Annotated in this window: 16 protein-coding genes and 1 pseudogene; 11 read left to right on the plus strand and 6 right to left on the minus strand. The window is 72.3% G+C overall.

What is annotated here, in order from left to right:
• The first annotated feature begins 1 nt into the window (after position 1).
• Entirely contained in the window at positions 2-1480 is a 1479-nt protein-coding gene (locus ACIRB7_RS29730; protein WP_403604600.1) for a phosphodiester glycosidase family protein, read from the plus strand.
• Positions 1481-1708: 228 nt separating this feature from the next.
• On the opposite strand, the gene ACIRB7_RS29735 is transcribed toward ACIRB7_RS29730, so the two are convergent.
• Both ACIRB7_RS29735 and ACIRB7_RS29740 read right to left on the minus strand, forming a co-directional pair.
• Positions 1709-3049 carry an MFS transporter gene (locus ACIRB7_RS29735; protein ID WP_403604602.1) on the minus strand — a complete coding sequence of 447 codons (1341 nt, stop codon included), beginning with the start codon at positions 3047-3049 and terminating at the stop codon, positions 1709-1711.
• A 220-nt stretch (positions 3050-3269) separates the two neighbouring features.
• Positions 3270-3464 (minus strand): hypothetical protein, encoded by a 195-nt coding sequence (locus tag ACIRB7_RS29740; RefSeq protein WP_403604605.1) that lies wholly within the window; start codon positions 3462-3464, stop codon positions 3270-3272.
• Between the two features lie 216 nt (positions 3465-3680).
• Between ACIRB7_RS29740 and ACIRB7_RS29745 the strand changes: the two genes are divergently transcribed.
• Complete coding sequence (locus ACIRB7_RS29745) at positions 3681-4721, plus strand: Lrp/AsnC family transcriptional regulator (protein ID WP_403604608.1); 1041 nt, start codon at positions 3681-3683, stop codon at positions 4719-4721.
• A 68-nt stretch (positions 4722-4789) separates the two neighbouring features.
• Here ACIRB7_RS29745 and ACIRB7_RS29750 read toward each other — a convergent pair whose 3' ends face one another.
• Entirely contained in the window at positions 4790-5026 is a 237-nt protein-coding gene (locus tag ACIRB7_RS29750) for a hypothetical protein (protein ID WP_403604611.1), read from the minus strand.
• A 243-nt stretch (positions 5027-5269) separates the two neighbouring features.
• Here ACIRB7_RS29750 and ACIRB7_RS29755 point away from each other — a divergent pair, with 243 nt between their 5' ends.
• The 6 genes from ACIRB7_RS29755 to ACIRB7_RS29780 all read left to right on the plus strand — a co-directional run bounded on the left by ACIRB7_RS29755 (position 5270) and on the right by ACIRB7_RS29780 (position 13173).
• The gene (locus ACIRB7_RS29755) at positions 5270-5422 is read left to right on the plus strand and encodes a hypothetical protein (protein WP_403604614.1); all 153 of its coding nucleotides are present in this window, start codon (positions 5270-5272) and stop codon (positions 5420-5422) included.
• A 221-nt stretch (positions 5423-5643) separates the two neighbouring features.
• The gene (locus ACIRB7_RS29760; RefSeq protein WP_403604617.1) at positions 5644-6147 is read left to right on the plus strand and encodes a hypothetical protein; all 504 of its coding nucleotides are present in this window, start codon (positions 5644-5646) and stop codon (positions 6145-6147) included.
• Positions 6117-7565, plus strand: a complete 1449-nt coding sequence (locus ACIRB7_RS29765) for a hypothetical protein (RefSeq protein ID WP_403604620.1) — start codon at positions 6117-6119, stop codon at positions 7563-7565. Before ACIRB7_RS29760 ends, ACIRB7_RS29765 begins: the two co-directional genes overlap by 31 nt.
• Positions 7562-9073, plus strand: coding sequence for a VWA domain-containing protein (locus ACIRB7_RS29770; RefSeq protein ID WP_403604623.1), 1512 nt, complete (start codon positions 7562-7564; stop codon positions 9071-9073). The genes ACIRB7_RS29765 and ACIRB7_RS29770 overlap by 4 nt, the downstream gene beginning before the upstream one ends.
• A gap of 36 nt (positions 9074-9109) precedes the next feature.
• Complete coding sequence (locus ACIRB7_RS29775) at positions 9110-10231, plus strand: AAA family ATPase (RefSeq protein WP_403604625.1); 1122 nt, start codon at positions 9110-9112, stop codon at positions 10229-10231.
• Complete coding sequence (locus ACIRB7_RS29780) at positions 10228-13173, plus strand: hypothetical protein (protein WP_403604628.1); 2946 nt, start codon at positions 10228-10230, stop codon at positions 13171-13173. The genes ACIRB7_RS29775 and ACIRB7_RS29780 overlap by 4 nt, the downstream gene beginning before the upstream one ends.
• Positions 13174-13245: 72 nt before the next feature.
• Here the strand turns inward: ACIRB7_RS29780 and ACIRB7_RS29785 are convergent, their stop codons facing one another.
• The 3 genes and pseudogenes from ACIRB7_RS29785 to ACIRB7_RS29795 all read right to left on the minus strand — a co-directional run bounded on the left by ACIRB7_RS29785 (position 13246) and on the right by ACIRB7_RS29795 (position 16915).
• On the minus strand, positions 13246-14517 hold the full coding sequence (locus tag ACIRB7_RS29785) for a phytase (protein WP_403605051.1): 1272 nt from the start codon (positions 14515-14517) through the stop codon (positions 13246-13248).
• 194 nt (positions 14518-14711) lie between these two features.
• Positions 14712-15683, minus strand: a pseudogene (locus ACIRB7_RS29790) (potassium channel family protein); the annotation flags it as partial.
• A 350-nt stretch (positions 15684-16033) separates the two neighbouring features.
• On the minus strand, positions 16034-16915 hold the full coding sequence (locus tag ACIRB7_RS29795) for a winged helix-turn-helix transcriptional regulator (protein WP_403604631.1): 882 nt from the start codon (positions 16913-16915) through the stop codon (positions 16034-16036).
• A 128-nt stretch (positions 16916-17043) separates the two neighbouring features.
• On the opposite strand from ACIRB7_RS29795, the gene ACIRB7_RS29800 reads away from it, so the two are divergent.
• The 3 genes from ACIRB7_RS29800 to ACIRB7_RS29810 are packed head-to-tail and all read left to right on the plus strand — an operon-like array spanning position 17044 to position 19684.
• The gene (locus tag ACIRB7_RS29800) at positions 17044-17847 is read left to right on the plus strand and encodes an ABC transporter permease (RefSeq protein WP_403604634.1); all 804 of its coding nucleotides are present in this window, start codon (positions 17044-17046) and stop codon (positions 17845-17847) included.
• On the plus strand, positions 17847-18857 hold the full coding sequence (locus ACIRB7_RS29805; protein ID WP_403604637.1) for an ABC transporter ATP-binding protein: 1011 nt from the start codon (positions 17847-17849) through the stop codon (positions 18855-18857). Before ACIRB7_RS29800 ends, ACIRB7_RS29805 begins: the two co-directional genes overlap by 1 nt.
• Positions 18854-19684 (plus strand): ABC transporter permease, encoded by an 831-nt coding sequence (locus ACIRB7_RS29810; protein WP_403604640.1) that lies wholly within the window; start codon positions 18854-18856, stop codon positions 19682-19684. Before ACIRB7_RS29805 ends, ACIRB7_RS29810 begins: the two co-directional genes overlap by 4 nt.
• Positions 19685-19855: the final 171 nt, after the last annotated feature.

Genomic DNA, 19855 nt, shown 5'->3' on the forward strand with positions numbered 1-19855 from the left:
CATGAACCCCACCTCGAACTCCGCCGACCGCTCACGCATGCTCCGCGTCGCGGCCGTTCCCGTCGCCCTGGCGACACTGGCCCTGACCCAGAGCGCGGCGGTCGCCGACCCCGCCACCAACGACATCCATTCGGTCCTGGACACCCTGACGGCCCATCACCTCACGGTGGCGGACGGCATCGAGCGGACCACGTACTCCAGCGACTCCTCCGAGATCGTCGTCCGTGTGGCGGTCATCGACCCGGACCTGGGGGCGATATCCCTGGACAGCACGGTGGGCGCCGGGGTGAGCGTGAAGGAGCCCACCACCGCGATGCTGGCCACCGTCGGCACCACCGCGAAGGACGCGCCGTACGTCGGTGTGAACGGCGGCTACTCCGTCTCCACCAAGGACGAGGACGACACGACCGGCAAGAGCATCGCGGAGGAGCGGTCGGTCCCGATGGTGACCTCGGTCCAGGAGGACGTCGTGCAGGGCGCCGCCTGCCTGAAGGGGCAGAACTCCGTCGTCCTCCAGCACGGCCGGCCGCACCTCACCAAGATCACGACGGAGCTGGGAATCACGTCCGACCGGAACACCGCGGACACCGCGGACGACGCCACGCGCGTGGTCGACGCCGTCAACCGGTACCCGGGCTGGATCCCGTTCTGCCAGCAGGAGGCCGGCGACAGGTCCCTCCCGTACACGACCGATGCGAACGGCGACGTCCAACGGCTCGACCAGTACGGCAATGTCATCAAGAGCGGTCCCTACTACCAGGACTACAGCGAGATCGTCGTCTTCACCTCGGCCTACGGCCAGAAGACGCCGGAGCCCCGGCACACCCCCTTCGTGGCGGCGGACGACGCCGACGGTGTCGAGGTCGCCGTCGACGCGTCGGGCCGTGTCACAGCGGTGAAGTCCCCGCGCGGCGGCATGGACATCCCTCCGGGGGGCAAGGTGCTCCAGGGCATCGGTGACGACGCCCAGACCGGAGGCGGCGCACAGTGGCTCAGGGACCACGCCATGGTGGGCGCGAAGCTCACGTACACGCAGCGCGCCACGGACCTGGGCGTCGTCGCGGACCCGACCGACGACGTCGACCTGCCGCTCGACCCCGCGTACCCGTCGATCGACGTCGTCAACGGCACCCACGATCTGATGCGGCACGGCAGGGTCGTTGCCGAACCGGCCGACAACATCGCCAACGACCCGCGCACCGCCATCGGCGCGGACGGCTACGGACGCACCCTCCTGGTCACCGTCACCGCCAGGGACAAGGGCCTGCGCCGCGGTGTCCCGATCTACGACCTCGCGAAGATCATGGAGGACCTCGGCGCCGTCGACGCGCTCAACCTGGACGGCGGCGGATCCACCACGTTCGTCGTCGACGGGCAGGTGAAGAACGTCCTCTCGGACGCGGACGGGGTCGAACGGCCCGTCTACGACGCCGTGTACGCGGGACGCGGCGGCCACGGCCTGCCGACCGGCGGCAACTGACGCCTCCCGCCTGGCGGTCGCTCCGGAACCACCGCCCGGAGCGACCGCCCTGTCGTCCCGCCAGGCGGGGTGCTGCACAAGGCTCGCACTGGCTGTCGCTGGGTACAGCTGCCGGGGGAGTACGGGCACTGTCGCCCCGTCCAGGGGCACTTCTCGGATCAGATCCGCACTCCGCAGAATCGTCTCGCCAGGTGGTGGTGGCTGCGGACGCAGTCGTCCCTGGTGCGGTCACGTCAGGTCGGTGTTCTTCGTCTCCGGCATCCGGCGGATCACGGCCAGGGCGAGGATGAGCAGGGCCACCGTGTACCCGAGGAAGAGATCACCCTTCCCGTTGCTGGACAGCCACGTCTGAAGATACGGGGCGGTGCCGCCGCAGACGGCCACGGCGATCGCGTAGGGGAAGCCCACGCCTGTTGTACGCAGCCCGGTGGGGAACATCTCCGCGAAGACCGCGGGAGTGATCGCCACGCCTGCGGAGATGAAGAGCATGGCCGTCGTCATCGAGACGGCCAGCTGCCACACCTGGTCCTGGATGAGCCAGTTGAGGGGGAAGGCCAGGACGGCTCCGCCGATGTAGGAGCCGTACAGGACGGGCTTACGGCCGACACGGTCGGAGAGGGCGCCGAACAGGGGCAGCGCCACGAGGAAGACCAGGTTGGCGAGGACTCCCGCCCACAGCGCGGAGGAGGCGTCGATGCCCTTGAGGGAGATGGCCTGGGCGGGGGCGGAGACGGCCCAGGTGTAGTAGACGACCGTTCCGCCCATGGTGAGGCCGAGCACGCGAAGGCACGCCGACCGGTTCTCCCGGAAGCCGGCCCACAGGGAGGTACGCGGCTCGTGACCCGAGGCGTCGGCCTGCTTCTCGAAGGCTGCGGTCTCCTCCAGCCGGAGCCGCATCACGAGTGCGTACAGACCGAGCAGACCACCGATCACGAAGGGCACCCGCCAACCCCACGCGTGCAGTTGGTTCTCGCTGAGGAAGGAGGCGAGGACCGCCCCGAGCACGGTGGCGACCATGATGCCGCAGGTGCCGGAGGCAAAGATCAGGCTCGACCAGAGGCCTCGCCGTTCGCGGGGGGCCATCTCCGCCACATAGGTCTGCGCCGCGGGAAGCTCCCCGCCGTGCGCCAGGCCCTGGACGAGCCGCGCGAGCACCAGGAGGACGGAGGCGCCGACGCCCAGCGTGGCGTAGGTCGGCGCGAGCCCGATCAGCAGGCTTCCCGCGGCGGCCAGCGCGATGGAGGCGACCATCGCCGCACGCCGCCCCCTGCGGTCGCTGAGCCGGCCGAAGAGGAGCCCGCCCAGGGGGCGCATCAGGAAGCCCACGGCGAAGATCGCCAGAGTGCTCAGCAGGGCCGAGGTCGGGTCGGCGGAGGGGAAGAACTGCGAGGCGAAGAACGGGGTGAAGATCGCGTAGATGTTCCAGTCGTACCACTCCAGGGCGTTGCCCACGCCGGTGCCGATGACGGTGCGTCGCCGGGACGGGGCAGGGGCGCGTACGGCCGTGGTGCTCTTGGTCGTGGCGTGGGGGACGGTGGATCTGGTGGCCGGGGATATCTGATCGGGCACGGGTTTCTCCTGGGGGACGAGGCACAGCGCGGATGGGCCGCGTACGGCGGGACTGCGGATGGGACTTGACGTGCTGCGGGGCTGTGGGCGGGGCTTGACGTGCTGCGGGGCTGTGGGAGGGGCTTCACGTTCTGCGGCGGCCTGCCCGCCTGCGCGGTGCTCCCGCGCACCGGGCCCGGCGCGCACGCAGACGCGGCGGGTGAGGGCGGGGGCGGAGTGGTCAGGAGCCGCGGGCGGGCTTCGCCTTCTCCGGGCTGCGGGGCAGGGCGAGTTCGGCGTAAAGCGCGGCTCCGTCGCTCAGCACCCCGTCGTCGAAGACGACCAGGGGCGAGTGGTCGTACGGGGCCCGCTGGACATCCCGGTCCGGTGGACAGGCGCCCAGGACCACGAACGCGCCGGGTACTTCGGCCGGCACTCGGGAGCAAGTCCCCCCAGCCGGTGGCCGGTCGGGGTGCTCCGGATCGGCATGCAGCCCCCGCCGCAGGCGGACCAGATCGCCCCGCACGCTCCGTGCGTCCTCCCGCACCGACACCGCTACCCCCTCCACTGACGTACCCGCGCCCTCGCCCGGATGCCTGTGATGATGGATACTCAAGATCCATGCGCCCGGAAAACGCAGGATTTTGCTTCAATGGCTGATCGTTTGCAGGAATCTGCACCCCTGGACGAACTCGACCTGAGCCTGGTCCACACGCTGCAGATCGACCCCCGAGCCCCCTGGTCCCGCATCGGGCGCGCCCTCGACCTCGACCCCGTCACCGTGGCGCGGCGCTGGTCCCGGCTGACCGAGGCGGGCGTCGCGTGGGTCACGGCACAGCCCGGGCGCGCACAGGTCTCCCAGAGCTGCCTCGCCTTCGTCGAAGTGGACTGTCAGGCCGGCCACACGCTCGATGTGGCCAACACCCTCGCGCGATGGCCCCACGTCCTGACGGTGGAACACACGAGCGGCGGCCGGGACCTGCTGCTCACCGTCTCGACGCCCACGATCTCCACGCTCTCCGGGTATCTGCTCGAACGCCTGGGAGTACTTCCCGGCATCCGCGCGACCCGCACCCAGCTCGGCACCCACGTCTTCACGCACGCCGCCGACTGGCGACTGCGCTCCCTCGATCCCCGGCAGCGGGCCCGCATCACCGCCGAGCGGCCGACGCGCTCGCCGTCGACGCCCCAGACGCTGACCGAGAGGGACCGGCTCCTCATCGTGCGCCTGGGGGCCGACGGGCGCACCACGCTCACGGACCTCGCCCAGGAACTGGGCGTCGGGATCACCACCGTACGCAAGCGGCTCCGGCTCCTCACCGCCAACGAGGACCTGGAGTTGCGCTGTGAGGTCGCTCAGCCCCTGTGTGGCTGGCCGATCTCCACCCAGATCTGGGCCAAGGCCGAGATCGAGGACCGCGACGCCCTGAACAGACTCCTGGCAGCCGTCCCCGAGATCAGGGCGTGCATCGGCCTCGCCGGCGGCACGGCGAACCTGCTCATCAGTGTCTGGCTCCGTTCCCTCCCCGACATCCGCGGCCTCGAAGCCCGGCTCACCAGCGCCCTGCCGCACCTGAAGGTGCTCGACCAAGCCGTCTCGCTGAGCTTCGTCAAGCGCATGGGCCGCATCCTCGACCCGGCCGGCCGCAGTACGAGCACCGTCCCGATAGACATCTGGTCCGCCCCTTCCTGAGGCGTCCACTCACCCTGTCGTGCCACGATTCCGCGAGAGCCGCCTGCCGTCGCCTCTCCGGCCGCCCCTTATCGGGGCTTTCTGTTCGGCACGTACCCCCAGCAGTCGCAGGTGCCGCTCGGTGCGAACTCACCGGTGGGGAAGTCGTCGCCCGTGCACCGTCCGGTGCCGTCCTCGTGGTCGTAGCTCTGGTGTTTGCAGGTGCGGCACCACTCCTTGGGCGCCCCGATGATGAGCATCGGGAGGAGGGATATGAGCAAGAGCGCTACGAATCCGCCGCCGAGGAAGAGGAGATTCGTCAGCAAGGTCAACGCCGCCCCCGGTGCTCGCCGGGGCACACCCTCATGACCCGCGCCTCGGGAGAGCGCCCCGAGCGGTCCCGGCGCGGTCGTCGGACGAGAGGCACACGTGTCAACCTCCTTTTCAAGCCGTCATGTTGACGGGAGACTCCGAGCAGGCAGGGGAAGCCTTCCGGAAGGCTAGCCTGGCGGGCCTCCGTGACACATCCCGTGCGGCGAGCCGCCTGACGATTGGTTGAGAAGATGGACATGGTGGTGGCGATACTTCTGGCCGTCCTTATCCCCGTCGGTCTGCTGGCGCTCGGCGCGGGTGCCTTCTGGTTGTGGGTCCGATTCGGGACGGACGAGCCGTGGCCGTACGGCGGAGGCGGCGACTCCGGGGACACCTGGGGCGGCGCGTAGGGTTCGTCGCCGCGCCGACGACCGGCCACTCGGCGCCTCCCGACTCATCCCGCCGAGCCTCCTTCCCCTCACCCCGCCCAGCCTCCTTCCCCAGCACGTTTCTGGGGCCTGGCTCCGTTCGCATGTGCGTTTTCGAGGCGTTGTCAGTGGGCGGGGATAGGTTCGATCTCGTTCCGCCACGACGGCGAGAGCATCCCTTCGACGTGCATGGGAGAGGTACGTTGCCGGTCTGGGAGAGGTCGAGTACGGCGCGGGTGGTGCCGCCCGCGCGACCGCGGAAACTCGCCAAGGTGCCGTTCGTCGAACTGGCCGACGGACGACTGCAGGGCGTCGTGTCCAGCGGGTCCGACGCAGGACGCGTGTACGTGTCCTCGATCGCGACCACGACGTACGCGTTCGCGTGCAGCACCAACAACAACCGCCCCTGCGGCGGAGCGCGCGGCACCTTCTGCAACCACATCCGCGCCCTCGTCGGGGAGGCCGTCCTGCAGTACGGGGCCGAGCGCGTCGCCCGGTACCTGAAGGCCGACACCCCGGACGGCGAACCCGACGCGCAGAAGCTCGTCTCGGTGATGACCGCCGCGCGTCCCGCGCAGGGCGACACCTCGGCGGCCGCCCCCGTGTTCAGCCGGTTCCTCCGGCACCTCGCCTACCTCGAACTGGAGCCGACCACCGCGCCGCTGCCCGAGATGCAGTGGTTCCCGCCGACGAGGACGGTCGCCTGATGCGTACGGACCTGCTCACCGACCCCGTCGACGGGCTCGACGAAGCGTTCGACGCCGTCGACGCCTTCGACCAGGCACTCGTCGCCGGACTGCTCCGACCGCAGCCCGCCCAGGCCGCCGGACTCGCGGCGCTCGCGGACGCCGTCGCCGGGACACCCCTCGCCTCGCTGGTCGCCGAGGCGGCCGACAAGGCCGCGGCCGGCGCCGCCGGCGAGGACCACCTCGTCGCGCTCGCCGCCGCCCGCACCGCCCTCATGGGCGCCGCGCACGACGCCCTGACGGACCGCGTCGCCGACGTCACCGGCCGGCCGCGCGCCGAGCGGAGCGCCCCGGACCCCGGCGCCACCGACAGGGACGCCACGGCCGCCGACGGCACCGGTGCCAACGTGCTCGCCGCCGCCCGCGCCTGGCTCTGCGACCTCGCCCGCGCCGGCTGGCAGGGCATCGACCACGAACTCGTCGCCGGAGCCGCCCCCGTGGTCTCCGCGATGCTGCCGGACACCCGGCTGCGCCGCCTGGCGACCCTGCTCGACGGCTTCGCGGCCGAACTCGCCGCCTCCTGCCCCGGCGCCACCCTGGAGCGCGTCCCGGTCCGCCGCTGGGCCGACCTGTGGACGCGCGCCTTGCTCCTGACCCTGCCGGGTGCCGCCCCCGCCCCCGCCCTGTCCACCGTGACCGGCCGTCTGCTGCCCCTGGGCGTGGACGTACAGGAGCACGCGACCGCCGTGCAGGCCCAGGTCCACGCGGTGCTCGAACCCTCCGACGGGACGGCGCCGCGCCTCGTCAGGGCGGCGGTGTCCGCACCCAAGCCCGACACCGTCGTCGGCGCCGGTCTGTGGCAGCTCCTCCGGCCGCGGATGTCCCTGCTCGGCGCGGCGGGGGAGGGGCGCGCCATGGAACTCGACGCCATGCCCGTCACGACCGAGGGCGACCTCGTGTGGGACGACGAACGGGCGCGCGCCGGGGAGCCGGCCGACCCCTTCGCCACCGCCCGGGTGATCCTGGCCGCCGCCACCGACCCGGTGACCGCCCCGCTGGACCGCCACCCCGCCCGGATCGCCGTCCCCGTACTCCTGGAGGGGTACGCGGCGGAGTGTGGGGATGACGGGGCGACCGTGTTCACCGTCGCAGGGCACCGGCTGGTCGTCGACACCGACCGCGTCCCCGCCGCGGGCCCGCTCACTCCGGAGACCGTCGCCGCCTCCGGCGCGTGCCTCGGGCTGCTCCGGTGGGACGCGGGGGAGTTCGTCCTCCAGCCGCTCGCCGTCGAGACGACCGTCCGGAAGAAGACCGTCGCCGTCCACGCGGGCGCGTGGGCCGGAGGCACCACCGACAAGCTCGGCGTACGGGCGGAGAAGGCGGCCACGGACTCCGTCACCGTCCTGCGCGAGCGAGCAGGAAAGCTGCTGCGCGCATGACCGACACCACGTCCCCGCCCGACCGGACCCGGCCGACCACACCAGGCTCCGACGCGGCCGTCACCCCGGCCCCCGACGGCTCCGACGCGGCCGTCACCCCGGCCCCGGACGGCCCCGACGCGGCCGTCACGCCGGCCCCGGACGGCCCCGAAGCGGCCGTCACCCCGGCCCCCGGCGGCCCCGACGCCGACGACAACCGTCGCCAGGTCCTCTACTGGCGCCTTCTCGCCCGGCTCTTCGACCCCCAGGAGCAGGCCGCTCTCGAATCGGCGAGCCTCGCCGTCGTCGAGGACATCGGTCTCCCGTCGGCACTGCTCGACCCGGGCGCGTCCGTCGACTCCGTCGTACAACGGCATCCGGAGCTGGCCGACGAGTTCGACGGCCTGATGACGCCGGAGCCCGACCCGGACGGCGCGCGCGACCGGGCGGCGGAGGTACGGCGCGCCGCGCTCGCCTCGAAGCTGCTGCTCAACGTGTTCGCCACCGGATCGGGAACGGTCTCCGCGGGCCAACTGGCCCGCTGGCAGTCGGACGCGGGGTGGCTGGAGCGGGCGCTCGGCTGCCCGCCCGGGGGTCTGTGCGGCGGGCAAGGAGCCGGAGTGGTTGGCCCGGCCGGCGGCCTGGGGTCCGAACTCGGCACGGTCGAGGCCGAACTCGTCCGCCGCATGCACCTGCGCGAGGTCCTCGCAGACCCCGCCCTGGCCGCCCGGCTCACCCCCAGCATGTCCCTGATCGAGCAACTGCTGCGCGACAAGGGCAACCTGTCCGGCATCGCCCTCACCAACGCCAAGTCCCTCATCCGGCGTTACGTCGACGAGGTCGCCCAGGTGCTCCGCACGCAGGTGGAGAAGGCCACCGTCGGGGAGCTCGACCGCTCGGTCCCGCCCAAGCGCGTCTTCCGCAACCTCGACCTCGACCGCACCATCTGGAAGAACCTCACCAACTGGAGCCCGGAAGAGGAGCGGCTCTACGTCGACCGCCTCTACTACCGGCACACCGTCCGCCGGACCACACCCCAGCGGCTCATCGTCGTCGTGGACCAGTCGGGCTCCATGGTCGACTCGATGGTCAACTGCACCATCCTCGCCTCGATCTTCGCCGGGCTGCCGAAGGTCGACGTCCACCTCATCGCGTACGACACCCGTGCCATCGACCTCACCCCCTGGGTGCACGATCCGTTCGACGTGCTCCTGCGCACCAACCTCGGCGGCGGCAACGACGGACCGATCGCGATGGCGATGGCCCGGCCGAAGATCGCCGAACCCAAGAACACCGTGATGGTGTGGATCTCCGACTTCTACGAGTTCGACCGGTCACAGCCCCTGTTCGAAGGCATCGAAGCGGTCCACCGGTCCGGCGTGAAGTTCATCCCCGTCGGCTCGGTGACCAGCTCCGGACGGCAGGAGGTCAACCCCTGGTTCCGGGAGCGGTTCAAGGCGCTCGGCACCCCGGTGGTCTCCGGCCACATCGACAAGCTCGTGCACGAACTCAAGACCTTCCTCACCTGAGACGCCCCGATCTGAGACGCCCAGAAAGGCCCTCGCATGTCCGACCTGCTCCGCGCTCCCGCCGAGATCAAGTACGCCGAAGAACTCGACTGGCTGGAGTCGATCGACGACAACCCCAAGCCGTTCTCCTGGCGCCTTTCCCCGAAGATGGTCCGCCTGTTCGTCCTCGGCTCCGAGCGCGCCGACGGCCTGGACCGGGAGGTGCCGCAGAAGTGGTTCGGCGACCGCAGCTTCGTCGAGCGCTCCATCGTCACCCTCGCCTCCGACCGCGGTCTGCTCCTCATCGGTGACCCCGGCACCGGCAAGAGCTGGCTCGCCGAGCTCCTCTCGGCCGCGATCAGCCGCAACTCCACCCAGGTGGTCCAGGGCACCGCCGGCACCACCGAGGACCACATCAAGTACTCCTGGAACGTGTCCATGGTCATCGCCAAGGGCCAGTCCCGCGAGTCGATGATCCCCTCGCCGATCATGACCGCCATGGAGACCGGCACCATCGGCCGCTTCGAGGAGCTCACCCGCTCCACCAGCGACGTCCAGGACGCGCTCATCTCGATCCTCTCCGAGAAGTACATCTCGGTCCCCGAACTCGACAGCGCCGGCGGCGAGAACATCGTCTTCGCCCAGCCCGGCTTCTCGGTCATCGCCACCGCCAACAGCCGCGACCGGGGCGTCAACGACCTGTCCTCCGCGCTCAAGCGCCGGTTCAACTTCGTCCGCATCCCCGTCGTCACGAACAAGAAGAGCGAAGCGGAGATCGTCCGCTTCCGCACGGAGGAACTGCTGCGTCGGCACGAGATCGAGCTGGACGTACCCCCCACCCTCCTCGACGTCCTCCTCCAGAGCTTCGCCGACCTGAGGGCCTCCGCCGCCGCGGCCGGCAGCGACGACGAGAAGCTGGAGTCCGCACTCTCCACCGCCGAGCAGATCGGCGTCCTGGAGGACGCGGTCCTGCACAGCGACTTCTTCGGCGAGCGCACCCTGACCGCCCGCGCCCTCGCCGCCTCGCTGGTCGGCACACTCGCCCGCCGCGAGCCCGAGGACCTGGCCATTCTCAACAAGTACCTGCACGGTGTCGTCGAGCCGCGCGGCAAGGAGGAGGGCGGCTCCTGGCCCGAGTTCCTGGAGGGCGGCCGCGACGCGATCGCCAAGCTGTCATGACCGGGACTATCGAGACCACCGGACCGGGAGCCACGTTCACCGCGCTACGAGGCCAACTCCACCAGGCCGCAGAGGAGTTCGCAGGGGGCCAGGACGCCCTTGAAGGCATCCTCCTCGGCATGGTCGACGACGTCGACCGCGCCGTCGGCGAACCCCTGGAGATCTTCCCCGTCTGCCACCACTCGCCCGCCTCCGCCCTCGCCATGGCCCGCCGACTGCGCGAGAAGCAGCCCAAGGTCGTCTACCTGGAACTGTGCGAGGACATGACGCCGCTCCTCACCGAGCTGCGCAACTGCCGGCTGCCCGTCGCCGTACAGGCCTTCGCCGGCGAGATCGACGGCTTCCCGCCCGACTGGGCCCCGCTGTCCGTCGTCGCACCCGTCACCGAGGCCTCCGCCGAGTACCAGGCCATCGCCTACGCCCTCGACACACCGGGCGTGGAACTGGTCCTCGTCGACCGCTCCTCCGACCACGTCTTCCAGTGGGACGCCCGGCACGACCAGGCCGACCAGACCGACCAGGCCGACCAGGCCGACCAGGCCGAACCGGGTGAGCGGACCGCCGGCGACGAGGACGCCCTGCACGGTGAGGCCGTCGGCGTCGAGATCGGTGACCTGCGGCCCCGCTTCGCGGAACTGGAGGAGCACCTGCTGCGCCACGGCAAGGTGCGGCACTGGTCGGAGTGGTGGCACCAGTACGTCGAGGTCCCGCTCGCCGGCAGCGACCACGACACCTACCGCCAGGTCATGTTCCTGATCGGCAGCCTGTTCCGGCGACTCGCCCCCGGCCGGGGCGACCGGGTGCGCGTCGACGAGGACCGCGAGCGCTACATGTGGACCCGGATGCGCGAGCACCTGGCCGCGACCGGCACCGACCCGGCGGACTGCCTCTACGTGTGCGGCGCCTTCCACGCGGCCAGCCGCGTCGAGGAGTTCGGCGTGCACGGCACCGGCGACTTCGCCGTCTCCCCACGGACCGCCACGACCTGGCAGTACGGCCTGATCCCCTCCAGCCACACGGCGATCGAGGCACAGTTCGGCCTCGCCCCGGGCTCCGTGTCCATCGCCGCGACGGAATGGGCGAAGAACCTCAAGCGCACCGGGGTCGAGCCGTACCGCCTCGCGGGGCAGGCCGGTACGAAGAAGTCGCGCCCGGCGAAGAAGGCCGCGAAGGCCGCCGCGCCGCCGCCCCCGCCCGTACCCACGGAGGACCGGCTCTCGGGCTTCCTCCAGCAGCCCCCCACCCTGCACACGCTCGACGAGGCCGAACTGCTCGGCTGGTCGGTGGACATCGTCCGCGCCGCCCGCCGCAGCGGCTATCTCGCCTCCACCGCCGACGCGATCGCCGTCTTCGAGACATCGATCCTGCTCGCCGCCATGCGGGACCGGGCCAAGCCCACGCCGTACGACTTCCAGGACGCGGCGGTCACCTGCATCGAGAAGGACACCGTCCCCGGCCGCCGGGACGTCCGCAGGCTCGTCGAGATCATGATGGGCGGCGACCGGATCGGTCAGGTCGGCTACGACGCCCTGCCGCCGCTCGCCCGCGACGTGCACGACCGGCTGGCACCGCTCGCACTGGACCTCCAGCAGCGCGGCGTACGGCGAGCCCTCCTCGACATGGCGTCCCGGCCCGAGCTGCGGCCATGCTCGGACGTCCTGTGGATGCTGCGCCGCCTGCTCCCACCCGGCGCCGCACGCCCGGTGATGGGGGAGCGGCGGCTCGGCGAGCGGTCGATCCAGGAGTCGTGGGACCTGTCGCTCGGCACCCACCAGCGGGCGCTCATCGAACTCGGCTACGAGGGTGTGAGCCTGGAGCAGGTCCTCGAACAGCGCCTGCGCCGCACCGCGTACGGTGAGCGGGCCACGACGGCGGAGGTGCTCGCGGCGGTCGAGGACGCCACCCTGTACCTCGGCGGCAGGCGCCTCGCCGACGAGCTCGGCACCCGCGCCCTCCACGTCCTCGCGGGCGAGCGCACCGTGGACGGGGCACCCGAGGTACTGCGCCGGGTCCGCGGCCTCCTGGCGTACTACCGCACCAGCGAACCGGTGCTGCCGCCGTGGATCGAGTCCTTCGTCAGAACCGGGTACGCCCACTACTGCACGCTGCTCCCGACGGCGTTCCGCGACGAGGACGCGACCGTGGGGCAGGTCGCGGCGATGCTGGGCTTCCTGTTCAGCATGGAGAGCCTGGCCCTGTCCCTGGGCTGTGACCGGACGCAGCTGGAACTGGCGGTGGCGCAGTCGCACCCGGGGGACCCGGCGAAGACGGCGCTGCTGTGGGCCGCGCAGGTCCAGCTCGGCACCCTGCCCCGCGGTGAACTGCGCGCACGCTGCGACGCACTCCTCGCCAACCCCCTCGTGGTGCCCTCCTACCCGCGCTACCTCAGCGGCTTCGTGCACGCTCTGGAGCCGGTGCCGGGGCTCGCGGACGTGGTGGTGGAGGCCGTGTCGAACGCCTTCGGGCGGTTGCCCGACGACGTACTGCTGCCGTGGCTGCCGACCCTCATCACCACCCTGCGGTCGAACGCCGCGGAGCTGGCCCCGCTGCTCATCCGCGAGGCGGGCCGGATCTTCCCGGCCCGGCTCGCGGCCCTGGACGCCTGGGTCCCGCCGTGGCGCGCCCGACCGGAGCCGCGGCTCGCCCGGCCGGCCGCCGTGCCGCGCGGTGCGGCGCTGCTCCCGGCGCACCCGGAGACGTGCGACGCCCTGGCGGGACTTCTGGGCTCCACGGACCCATGGGCCCCGGCGGACGGGCAGGCCGCCGGCCCGGCGGGTGCGGCGCTGCTGTTCACCCACCGGTCCACGAGCGACGCGCTGGCGGACCTCCTGGGCGGCGGCGACCCCTGGACGCCGGCCGCTCCGGACGCCCGCTCTCCGGCCCTGACGGCCCGCCACCCGGCCACGGCCCACGCGGTGACGGCGCTCCTCACGGCCCCGTGACCCCGTGACCCGGGGGCGGCCGCCGGGCCGAAAGGCGCGGCAGCCGCCCCGGGAGAGCCGCCGGGAAAGGGCTCAGTCGTCGAGGGCGTCCAGGACGGTGCCGAGGTCGACGAACTTGAAGTTGGTCGCGGCCCGGTCGCCGTCGGCGGGCGAGTCGTGCCCGTCCTGCACGACGAGCAGGCCGCGCGGGTACTTCGAGCCGAGGGGGGCGTTCAGGGCGGCGGCCCCGTCGCACTCCTCGGAGCCGTCGAGCGCGCTGTGCGCGGCGGCGACCCGGAATCCGCCCTCGTACTCGTTGTCGTCGCCGACCTCCCGGTCGTAGGCGGCGAAGGTGTCGTCACCCTGGCTGGAGGCGAGGAGGTATCCGTCGCCGTCGGACTCGGTGAGCAGGGTCAGGCCCTCGACGTCCGCGGAGATCTTGGTGCCGCCGAAGCCGGGGTCGGCGCCCGGCGCGCACTCCTCGGTCTCCTCGTCGTACACCCCGGGAACGCCGTACTCGCGGACCGTGTCGACCAGCTTCGGCGTGCCGGTGAGGTCGGCGCGCAGGCGCCAGATGCCGATGTCCTCCTGGCCGGCGTAGAGCATGCCGTTGGCCGGGTCGACGACCATGCCCTCGACCTGCGGCAGCTCGCCGGGCTCGCCGCACGGGGACCACGAGGTGCCGTCGGGCAGCCGGAAGGAGGAGGGCAGGTCCAGGGTGCGGACCGTGCGGTACGTGACCTTGCCGCCCGCGGCCGGGAGCAGTTCGAGCAGCGTGATGCTGGTGCGCTCACGTCGGCTGACCAGGGCGAAGGACTTCCCGGTCGCGCGGTCCGTCCAGGTCGCGAGACCGTACGCGGTCCGCTGGTCGTTGATCTCGGCCTGGTCCCGGGAGAACACGGGAGGCGCGGCCGGGTCGGTGACGTCGGTCAGGGGGCCGCCGGTACGGTCACGGTCGATGCGGTAGAAGCGCAGCCGGTCATGGCCGCGGTCGCTGGTGACGGCCAGGTCGGCCCGGCCCGAGGAGAGCCGCAGACCGTGGACGAGGTCGACGTTGTTGAAGCGGCCCGGGGCGTCGTCGGGTCCGGCGGCCGGCGGTGCGGCTATCGACTGCACCGGTCGCGCGTCCAGGTCGTAGACGCGCAGGCCCCCTTCCTTGGCGGTCGCGATGACGAGGCTGCGATCGGGGGCGGCGGCGTTGCGCCAGATCGCCGGGTCGTCCGCGTCGGCGTTGCCACCGGCTTCGTCGTCGTGCAGCACCGGCGTCTCCGCGCGGGGCGTCACGACCGGGAGCGGGTTTCCGGAGGAGCGGTGATGGGCGTGGGCCGGCACGGCGAGGGCCGCTGCCGCGAGCGCCGTGGTCATGACGAGCGCGAGCGACCGGGCGGTGGTGGGGCGAGTCACGCAACTCTCCTCTGCAGGGGGGGTGATCGGTCCTGCGTGAGCGTGCTGCCCCTCCGTGTCGGCACGGCGCCACCGGGTGTCCGGAAGCCCTAAGTCGAGGTGTACGTGCGATGAACCGCCGCGCGGCCCGCGAACCTTGACGGGTGCGACCGTCGTCACGAGAGCAGCTCGGCGAGCCCGGCGCGGGTGGCCGCGACCACCACCCGGTCCTCGGGGCGGAGCACGTAACCGGGATGAAGGTCCCAGAGCAGGCCGGGCGGCTCGGGGAAGGCGGGAGCTCCCGGCGCGTCCCGTGCGTCCCGTGCCTCCGGTACGTCCGTCGCATCCGCTGTGCTCGTGTCGAGGGCGAGGATGCGCCACGCGCCCGGGCGGAACGCCTCCGCGACCGTCCGGCCCTCGAACTGCGGCTGCCCGGCGATGCCGAGCGCGGCGAAGACCAGGACCCGGCGCTCGACCGCGATCGCTCCGAGGATCTGACGGCCCATCATCGCCGAGGCGAAGGCCGGCGCGGCGAGCGTCGACACGCTCCGGCTGCGGGTCAGCGCGTCGGGGTGGGCGGCCCGCAGGGTCCGGTAGACGGTGGAGGCGAAGTCGTCGTCGTACAGGCGGAGGGCCACGAGCAGGTCCGGGTTGAGGGTGCGCCCGTACAGGACGGCTTCCAGATTGGTGGTGTCGGCACTGGTCAGGGCGAGCAGGGCGCGTGCGCGATGGATCTTGGCCGCCTCCAGGACCCCCTCCTGGGTGACGTCGCCAAGGACCACCGGAACCCGCAGGGTGCGGGCGTGGGCGACGCCCCGGGCGTCGGGGTCGTCCTCCACGCACACCACGGGCACCCCCAGGTCGTGGAGCTGGACCAGGACACGGGTGCCGACCCGCCCCAGACCGAGGAGGACGACGTGGCCGGCGAGCCCGCGCGGCGGGCGCCGGAGGGCGGCGGCGCCGCGGTAGGCGCCGAGTGCTTCGAGGGCGCCGGCGATCAGCAGGGGCAGCAGCGCGAGCCCCAGCAGGCCGGCGAGGAGCTGGAGGACCTGACGTGCGGTGGGCTCGCCGATCGCGGGGTCGCCGATCGCGAACAGGTCGAGGAGCGTGAGGTACGCGGCGTGCAGCGGATGGTCCCCTGTGGTCAGCCAGGCGCGACGAGGACGACGTCCTGCCGGTACACCTCCGCCAGTTCACCGGCGATGCGGTGCGCGAGGGCGTCGTCTCCGCAGACGACCATGTGCCCGTCCTGCGGCACGGCCCCGACGGGCCGCGCACGGCCCTCGGCCTCCTGACGAGCCGGCCGCGGTACGGCGGACATGATCCCCCCTCGGGCCGCCGACCGGTCGGCGGCGCACCCACCGCCCCCACCCTTCCAGTCGAGCGGACGCTTCGGCATGGGTGCCGACACCCAACTTGCGCCGCTCGCAGGGAAGATGAAGAGGAGATCTTCACTCCGAGGCGACCGCGGCCCCCTTGGGAGGCGGGGCCGACGCCGTCACTCCGAGGCGACCGCGGCCCCCTCGCGCCACGCCGTCTCCACGGCGGCCGGGATGTCGGTGACCGGGAACTGCACATGCCGTACGGTCCGTTCCCGGTCCAGGACCAGGACCGCCCGCTTCAGCCGAAGAGCCTGGCCCGCGCGGAACGTCGGCAGTCGCAGCGCCGCCGAGAACCCGTCGTCCATGTCGGAGAGGAGCGGGAAGGGGATCTCCTCTGCTTCCGCGAACGCCCGCTGCTCGTCGGGGCGTTGCGTGCTGATGCCGCGCACCGCGACGCCCGCCGCGGTGAACCGCGGGTACGCCTCCCGGAACAGCCGGTTCTCCAGGGTGCATCCCGTCGTGCCGGGGATGTCCGGCCAGTTCTCCGGCAGGGGGCCGGGCCGGCCGGTCGCCGGGTAGCAGAACAGGACGGTGGCACCGGCCCCCGTGTCGACCGGGTCGAGCGTCGCGCCCGTGTGCGCGGGCAGCGCGAGCCGGGGCAGCCGGGTGCCGGGCAGGTCGTGGACGCGGTGGGCCTCGGCGCTCCGCTCGTCGGCGGAGGCGGTGAGCGAGCCGTCGCCGAGCAGCCAGCGGTCGGCCCAGTCCTGCATCGAGACCAGGACGGGGAGCAGCGCGCGGCCGGCGTCGCTGAGCCGGTACTCGTACCGCACCGGCCCCTCCTGGTACGGGATCTTGTCGAGGACGCCGCTGTCGACGAGATGGTTCAGCCGCTCGGTGAGGACCTTGCGGGAGATGTCCAGCTCGCGCTGGAGTTCGTCGAAGCGGTACCGCCCCCGTGCCGTCTCGCGGACGAGGAGCAGGCTCCACCAGTCGCCGACGACGGCCGCGGCCTGGGCGATGGCGCAGGTGGCGTCGCGTTCGGGCACGGCTCGTGCCATGACGTGTCCTCCTCGTTCGGTGACCGGTCCATCTTGCGCCATCGAGTGAGTTCCCGATAGAAACTCACTGTAAGTTCCTAAGGGGAACTCACTCGCAGTGTTCCCGTACCCGGGGGAGGATCCGTTTCATGCCCATAGCCTGGGCAACCGCCTGGCGCACCTGGCAGATGACCCGCCGAGCCTATCCGTGGACGTACGCCGTCGGCACCGTCCTGCCCGCCGCACTCACCATCGCGCTGGCCTACCTCGGCTTCCACGCGATCGGCGGCGGCGCCGTCGGCGACGACTTCGCCGCCGGCAGCGGCACCACCGCCTACCTCGCCTACATCGTGGTCGGCACGACCGCCTTCCACTTCGCCGTCCGGCTGATCCTCTGGTCCGCCAAGGCCCTCATCACCGAACAGCGCCAGGGCACCCTCGGCGCGCTGCTCATCGCCCCCGCCGGCCGCCTCCCGTACCTCCTCGGCTTCACCGCCTTCGCGGTGGTCAGCAGCGTCCTCGAGTTCCTGTCCCTCGGGCTCGTCGTCGCGGTCCTCGGCATCACCGTGCCGGTCTCCTCCGTGCCGGGCGCGCTGCTCGGCGGCCTCGCGCTGATCGGGGCCGTCTTCGCGCTCTCCGTCGGCCTCGGCGGACTGATGATCGCGGCGGGCGAGGCCCACATCTCGCAGAACACCGTCTTCATCGTGCTCGGCCTGGTCGGAGGCTTCACCTTCCCGCGCGACTACCTCCCGGAGCCCGTGCGGTGGTTCGCCGAAATCCTCCCCACCACCTCGGCGATGGACGTCCTGCACGGCAGCTTCACCGGCGGCCACACCCTCCCCGAACTCCTCCCGAGGCTGGCCGTCAGCGCCGCCCTCACCGTCGCCTACCTCCTCCTGGGGCTGGCCTGCCTGCCGCGGGCCGAGGCCCGAGCCGTCGAAAGGGCGTACTGATGACCACCGCGATCGAAGTCCGCGGCCTGCACAAGGAATTCTCCGTACGGGACAAGGGCATCTTCGGCCCCCGCACCCGCAAGCGCGCCGTCGACGGCCTCGACCTCGACATCCCGCGCGGCCGCGTCACCGGCCTCCTCGGCCTCAACGGCGCCGGCAAGACCACCACGATCAAGATCCTCGCCACCCTCCTGCGCCCCAGCGCCGGTACCGTCCGCGTCGACGGCCTCGACGCCGTCACCGACGCCCGCGCCGTCCGCCGCCGCATCAACCTCATCGCCGGCGGCGAGCGCATGGTCTACACCCGCATGACCGGCCGTGAGAACCTCTGGTACTTCGGGCAGCTCTACGACGTCCCCAAGGCCGAACTGCGCCGCAGGACCGACGAGCTCCTCGACCTCGTCGGCCTGACCGAGGCCGCCGACACCATGGTCGAGCGGTACTCGCGCGGCATGACCCAGCGCCTCGCCATCGCCCGCGGCCTGATCAACCGCCCCGACTACCTCCTCCTCGACGAACCGACCCTCGGCCTCGACGCCCCGATCGCCCGCGACCTGCGGCGCGTCGTCGCCGACCTGGCCGCCCACGACGGCACCGGAGTCCTGCTGACGTCGCACTACCTGGCCGAGGTGGAGGAACTCTGCGGCCATGTGTACGTGATCTCCGCCGGCCGCCACCTCGCCCAGGGCAGCCCGGCCGAACTGAAGACCGCGACCGGCAGCCACCGTACGGTCCGCCTCACCGTCACCGACCCCACCGACCGCACCCGGGCCGTCGCGGACACCTTCGGAGCGACCCGCGAACCCCTCCCCGACGGCGGCGAACTGCTCACCCTGCGCCACCCCGACGACATGGCCGGCCCGCTCGCGGCGGCCGTGGTCGGGGCCGGCGGCTCCATCGGCGGCCTGGAGATCGCCGAGGCCAGCCTGGAGGACGCGATCCTGACACTCGCCGAGACCGGCGAGGCGGCCCTCGTGACGACGGCAGCGGGCCAGGGCGCCGCCCGGTGAACCAGCTCCGGCACGCCCTGCGGGTCTTCGCCGCGGAAACGCTCAAGCAGCACCGCCGGCTCTTCGGCCAGCCGCTCGTCGTCTTCTCGATGCTCGTCTGGCCGATCCTCCAACTGGCCACCACCTACTACACCCTGCGGCCCGTCGCCACGGCCTCCCGGGCCGCGGAGAACTGGCCGCTCGCCGCCGACCCCGAGCGCCTCCTCGCGTTCCTGGCCACCGGCACCCTCGCGTACGCCTTCTTCTTCTCCCTCGTCCAGAGCGCCTGGCACCTCTCCTTCGAGCGGACCACCGGCACCCTGGAGCTGCTCTTCCTCTCCCCGGCGGGCCGCCTCACCCTGATGATCGCCAACGGCGCCGGGGCGCTCCTCCAGAACGCCTGGCTGCTCACCTGCTTCACCGTCGCCGCCCTGACCGGCTTCGGCACGCTGTCCGTCGCGGCCTGGTGGATGTACGGGGTCGTCCTTCTGGCCCTGCTGATCCCGGCGGTGGCGTGGGGCGCGTTCCTCAACAGCCTGCTGGTGTTCTCCCGGGATTCGGCCTTCCTGTACACGATCCTCGACGAGCCGCTCTGGTTCGTCTCGGGCGTCCGCCTCCCGCACTTCGCCCTGCCCGTGGCTGTCCAGGTCGTCGGCGCGGTCTTCCCCCTGACCGGCAGCCTGCTCGCGGTCCGCGGGGCGCTGCTCGAACACCGGACGGCGGGCGAACTCGCCCCCACGCTGCTCGGCCTGGGAGCGCTGAGCGCCCTGCTCCTCGTGGCGGCCTCGCTGATCCTGCGGGTGGGCGAGGCACGGGCCAGACGGACGGGCGCCCTGAGCCTGGCCTGACGTACGCGGGCGCGGCAGCCGGCAGCCGCCCCCGCGTACGGGGGACCGGTGGGGGTGGCCGGGAACGCGGACGACCCGTGGGCCTTGGTCCCGTCCGCTCGAGTTCGGACGGGAGCCGGCCGGATTACCGGCGGCCCACGGGTCGGGTGACTGCGTGGTTTTCGGCAGATG

Origin of the sequence: Streptomyces sp. NPDC093795 (genome assembly GCF_044764665.1) — a bacterium.
GTDB lineage: Bacteria > Actinomycetota > Actinomycetes > Streptomycetales > Streptomycetaceae > Streptomyces.

Bases quoted from the DNA above. Each gene is read 5' to 3' on its own strand.
- ACIRB7_RS29730 (WP_403604600.1), top strand. From the start codon at position 2: ATGAACCCCACCTCGAACTCCGCCGACCGCTCACGCATGCTCCGCGTC.
- ACIRB7_RS29745 (WP_403604608.1), top strand. From the start codon at position 3,681: ATGGCTGATCGTTTGCAGGAATCTGCACCCCTGGACGAACTCGACCTG.
- ACIRB7_RS29755 (WP_403604614.1), top strand. From the start codon at position 5,270: ATGGTGGTGGCGATACTTCTGGCCGTCCTTATCCCCGTCGGTCTGCTG.
- ACIRB7_RS29770 (WP_403604623.1), top strand. From the start codon at position 7,562: ATGACCGACACCACGTCCCCGCCCGACCGGACCCGGCCGACCACACCA.
- ACIRB7_RS29775 (WP_403604625.1), top strand. From the start codon at position 9,110: ATGTCCGACCTGCTCCGCGCTCCCGCCGAGATCAAGTACGCCGAAGAA.
- ACIRB7_RS29780 (WP_403604628.1), top strand. From the start codon at position 10,228: ATGACCGGGACTATCGAGACCACCGGACCGGGAGCCACGTTCACCGCG.
- ACIRB7_RS29785 (WP_403605051.1), bottom strand. From the start codon at position 14,517: ATGACCACGGCGCTCGCGGCAGCGGCCCTCGCCGTGCCGGCCCACGCC.
- ACIRB7_RS29795 (WP_403604631.1), bottom strand. From the start codon at position 16,915: ATGGCACGAGCCGTGCCCGAACGCGACGCCACCTGCGCCATCGCCCAG.
- ACIRB7_RS29800 (WP_403604634.1), top strand. From the start codon at position 17,044: ATGCCCATAGCCTGGGCAACCGCCTGGCGCACCTGGCAGATGACCCGC.
- ACIRB7_RS29805 (WP_403604637.1), top strand. From the start codon at position 17,847: ATGACCACCGCGATCGAAGTCCGCGGCCTGCACAAGGAATTCTCCGTA.